This window comes from Helicobacter sp. MIT 14-3879 (assembly GCF_003364125.1).
On the sequence record NZ_NXLP01000085.1, the window covers coordinates 1 to 4605 of the forward strand.

General features: G+C 37.0%; 2 protein-coding genes. Both read left to right on the forward strand.

The features are described 5' to 3' along the window. Positions 1-4: 4 nt before the first annotated feature. Positions 5-1762 (forward strand): methyl-accepting chemotaxis protein, encoded by a 1758-nt coding sequence (locus CQA44_RS11245; protein ID WP_181881897.1) that lies wholly within the window; start codon positions 5-7, stop codon positions 1760-1762. 275 nt (positions 1763-2037) lie between these two features. Further along, positions 2038-3033, forward strand: a complete 996-nt coding sequence (locus CQA44_RS11250) for a glycosyltransferase (RefSeq protein WP_258865027.1) — start codon at positions 2038-2040, stop codon at positions 3031-3033. Positions 3034-4605 lie beyond the last annotated feature (1572 nt).

Here is a 4605-nt window from a genome sequence, read left to right on the forward strand (position 1 = left end):
AACAATGCTAATGTATAAAAATCTTTCATTAAGATTAAAATTTTTTACTTTGGTTATTGGTTTGTTCTTGGGATTTTTAATTTTTATCGTCCTAATGTTGTTAGGAGAGCAGAAAAGTCTCAAAATCACACAAGAAACGCTTACTCAAGAAGTACGAAGAGAAATAGAACAAAAAATAAAACTCAGCACAGATTCTATGGCTCACTCATTAGGAGAATTTGTTCGTGGATTGAGTGAGGAAGAGCAAATACGAGCTATCGCGAAAGCTATTGACACTTTTTATTATGAAAATGATAAGTCTGGATATTATTTTGTATGCAAAGCATACACCATGGTAGCACATCCTAATCGCAAGGACACTGTAGGTGTTTCATTTCATGAAACAAAAGATATTAATGGTGTGTATTATATAAACGAATTGTATGATAGTGCTAAGAATCCGACTTCAGGAGGAAAGTTTGTGCATTACACTTTTACAAAGCCTCTTGCTGACGGCACATTTACTGACCACATGAAAGTTGGTTATGCTGCAATGATTCCTAATACCAATGATATTTGGATTGCAACAGGTGTTTATATAGATACACTAGAAAATCACACGCAAATAGTTTCATCAGATATTTTGTCGCGTATTCAAAGCTCTTTATACAATACCATTTCAATTTCTGTATTTGCTCTTGTTGTGATATTTTGTCCCTTACTCTGGATTTTTTATAGCACCTTAAAGAAAGGTCTTGGGATTCTACAACATAATATTTTTTCCTTTTTCAAATATGTCAATCGTGAAGTTGCACAAGTAAATTTTATCCCATTGCATTCAAAAGACGAAATAGGGCTGATGGTGCAAGCTGTCAATGAGAATGTCCAAACAAGAGTAAAGGCGTTAGAACAAGATTCTGCTCTTGTTAATGATGTCTTGCATATTGTAGCAGAGGCAAAGGTTGGAAAATTTGGCTCTCTTATTATAAACACAAGCCTCAATCCACAAATCAATGAATTAAGAGAGGCTATTAACGAGATGTCAGTAACTCTATTTAATCTTGTTGGTGATGATTTAGGAAAAGAAGAAAAAGTTCTGCAGGCATATAGCAATAACGATTTTACACCAAGAATCCATGATGCAAGAGGTATAGGCATTGCGCTTAATGATTTGGGAAATGCTATGGCAAAAATGCTTACAGTTTCTTTGGAACATGCGCATGAGCTTGAAGCAAAATCACAAGAGTTAGAACAAGCTGTTAAAGAATTAACCCAGAGTGCCAACATACAAAGTTCTTCATTGCAACAAACTGCTACTGCCATAGAAGAGATTACCTCGTCTATGCAGAGCATGAGTGGTAGAACCAACGAAGTCATTAAGCAGAGTGAAAATATAAAAAATATTATTGAAGTCATCAGAGACATAGCAGAGCAAACCAACTTATTAGCTCTTAATGCTGCCATTGAAGCGGCAAGAGCAGGGGAACATGGCAAAGGCTTTGCAGTCGTAGCTGATGAAGTGAGAAAGCTTGCAGAGAGAACACAAAAGAGTTTAGGAGAAGTAGAGGCAAATACCAATATCTTAGTGCAAGGCATTAATGATATGGCAGAATCTATTACAGAACAAGCACAAGGCATTACGCAAATCAATGAATCTATCGCCCAACTTGAAGACATTACGCAAAAGAATGTTGCTATTGCTAATCATTCACAAAATACTAGCAATGCCCTTGAGAGTGTAGCAACAAAAATTCTTGATGATGTGAGTAGTAAAAAATTTTAAGCGTGATAATATAAAATCTTGCAATAAAGCATTAAGTTGTAAGTTATGAGCAATAATATTGAGTGTGTTTGCCCTAGATATTGAAAAGCAAAAAATGATAGAGGGAATTGTGCCTTGTTAAAATTAATTGCTACAATAATCACCTTTGTATGTATCCCTTAAGGTGTGCTTGTTGGTAGTATCATTGATTTCTTATTTTAGAGTATTTATTCTCATTCAAAGTAGCAATAACTACCTATAAATTTGGGTTAAATTTTAGTATAATAGCTACGCTAATATCCAAGACGATAGGAGAAAGGGAATTGGAAGACAAAACATATTCTTACGCCCCTGTTTGCATTATCGCTTACAATCGTGTGGATAAAATCAAAAAAACCATTGAATGTCTCGCAAAAAATACTTTGGCAGACAAAACCGATGTTTATGTCTTTGCCGATGCCCCCAAAAACGATAAGGCTATCAAGGGCGTGCAAGAAGTCAGAGAGTATCTGGATTCTCTTAAGGGGCTTGGCTTTCAATCCCTGCATATTATCAAGGCAGAAAAGAATCTAGGGATTTTGGGTTCGATTATGCGCTATGGTGAGTTGATTTTTAAGCAGTATGATTGCTTTATCGGGCTTGAGGACGACATACAAACCCACCCCTATTTTCTCTCCTATATGAATGACGCCCTTGCTTATTATCGCGACAATAAGCAAGTGATGGCAGTTACAGCTTTCACTCATCAAATCGCTAATACCAAAAGCAAAACACTCCAAAATTATCCCTATGATGTGCTTTTCTCCTATGCGTTTCATAGCTGGGGCTGGGGAATGTGGAGGGATAGGTGGGAGCAAATTGATTGGATTCACTCTGATATTTCATGGTATGTCTGTAATCCCAAACATTGGTTTAGGGGGGCGATTCTCTCGTGGTTTCATTTGGTTGCCATTCGCAGCTCCTCTTCAAGGGGCTATACGATAGGGGATTTGTGGGACGTGCATCTCTCTCATATTTTGTATCGTGAAAATAAAGTGTGTGTTTGGCCCAGCCAATTCTCCTACACGCGCAATTTTGGCTTTGATGGCACAGGCGTGCATAAGTTTAATTTTGAATCCGGTGTCGTGGATTTTGAGTTCGCCACGCCCAAAGAGCATCTTCGATTCACTAATGAGATTAATCTTAGCAAGTGGTTTCATTTCAAAATCGGCTTGCGCTATGCGATGGTATGGTCTTTTGGCTTTGTAAAAATGTTTAAAAATAAGATTCTCAAGGGCATTAAAAATGGATAATTTTCAAAAACAAATCACTAAAGTTTTATTAAAATTTGTCCTTGATGAGTATGCTTTTCTTTTAAAGGTGTAATGCCCAATAATTTTTCTCAATCTCAATAATCAGGCTTCAATTCTTGTCTGATTTTTGATAAAGCCATTTGCAAAGATTCTGTTGAGGTGATGCAAGGGAATCTTGAAGCAACTCCACAGAGTTAAGCGGCTTGCCAAATAGGAGATGGTTTGTTGAGCATAACTGCTTGGATAGAGAAGAATCACAAATAGAAGCAAAGCCCCCATTAATTCACCGCTATAAGCATCTCTATTGATGCGCATTGTATGGGGAATGTCTTTGAGGATTCTATCATTCTTGAGATTCTAAAGAAGTGAATATTATGCAAAAATAAGCACAGTCTTATAAATAAAAATTAGTTTGCATGCCTTTGACATAGTTTCCAATTTTTAGGCAAAGAGTGAGATAAGAGTTGATAGCAAGGATTTAAGAGAGCAAGTACTTTGTGTCATCATAGAATCTTCTGGTTCTAAATGCAAGGCATAGTAGATGTAGGTGTCATTAGAGTTTAGTTTTGATGATATTTTATGTCTCTTGATGAAAGAAGCCTTTTGTGTCTGGGTAGGGCATAGCCTCTTTTAAAATCCCTACAAGATTCTATTTTGTAGCGGAGCGGCTAAGAGGCTTTGTGAAATGAGGGTAAATTCTTATTTCTTTGTGAAAACACAAAAGGCTTGTTTCAATGAAGCCTTGCGAGGATGAGAATGGAACAAGTGTTTGAAATAGTATTTTAAATCGAGTTTGGACAGATTGATGTCTGATAAATCTACAAAAGTTTTGTCATTTGCCCAAACTATAGTAGCTTATAAAGTATTTTAAAAACCCGATGAATAGCTAAAATGATATACGGGAGTATTTTAGCTATGGCGATGCCAATGTCAGAAATCCCAAATAGCACTGTCCTACCTCTGCTGAAATGGCTATATCAAGGGATTTTAGTCATAAAATTCAAACCAAAAGCTTGAGGGCAAGATGATATTATATTGCATTAAGTTCATGCCAATCCCTTGAGATTCATCACACTATCAAGCAGGGTATCATGCGGAGATTTAGGGATTTACAAGAGCGCGAGGCTTTTTGGGCTTATCAGGAGGTGAATCGGGATTTGGGATTTTGAAGACAAGCCACAGAACTTAAATCTTTCTTGTTCATATCAACGTGATATTATCGCATTCCAAGCTTACAAAGGTAAAGCACACAAGGCATAATTCCCGAGCTTTCACAGACTCAAAGATGAGGAATTGCAAGCAGATTTTAGTCTTCGAGAAATCTGAACAACTGTAACTCTCTCGCGCACCAAGACAACACCAAAAAATGACAAAAAGGATAGCACAGAGGCAATAAAAAGTGGTAGAATCCTAACTTTATTAGAGTGCGATTCGGATAGGATAGGGCTTTAAAATTTAAACAAAGGATACTTAATGGCGGTCGTTTTACAAATCGGAGCAGGGGGCGTTGGCGGTGTAGTCGCACATAAAATGGCGATGAATAGGGAGACTTTTTCTCGTATCATCTTAGCC

Excerpts from the sequence above, each read along its gene's own strand:
- CQA44_RS11245 (WP_181881897.1), top strand. The coding sequence starts at position 5 with ATGCTAATGTATAAAAATCTTTCATTAAGATTAAAATTTTTTACTTTG.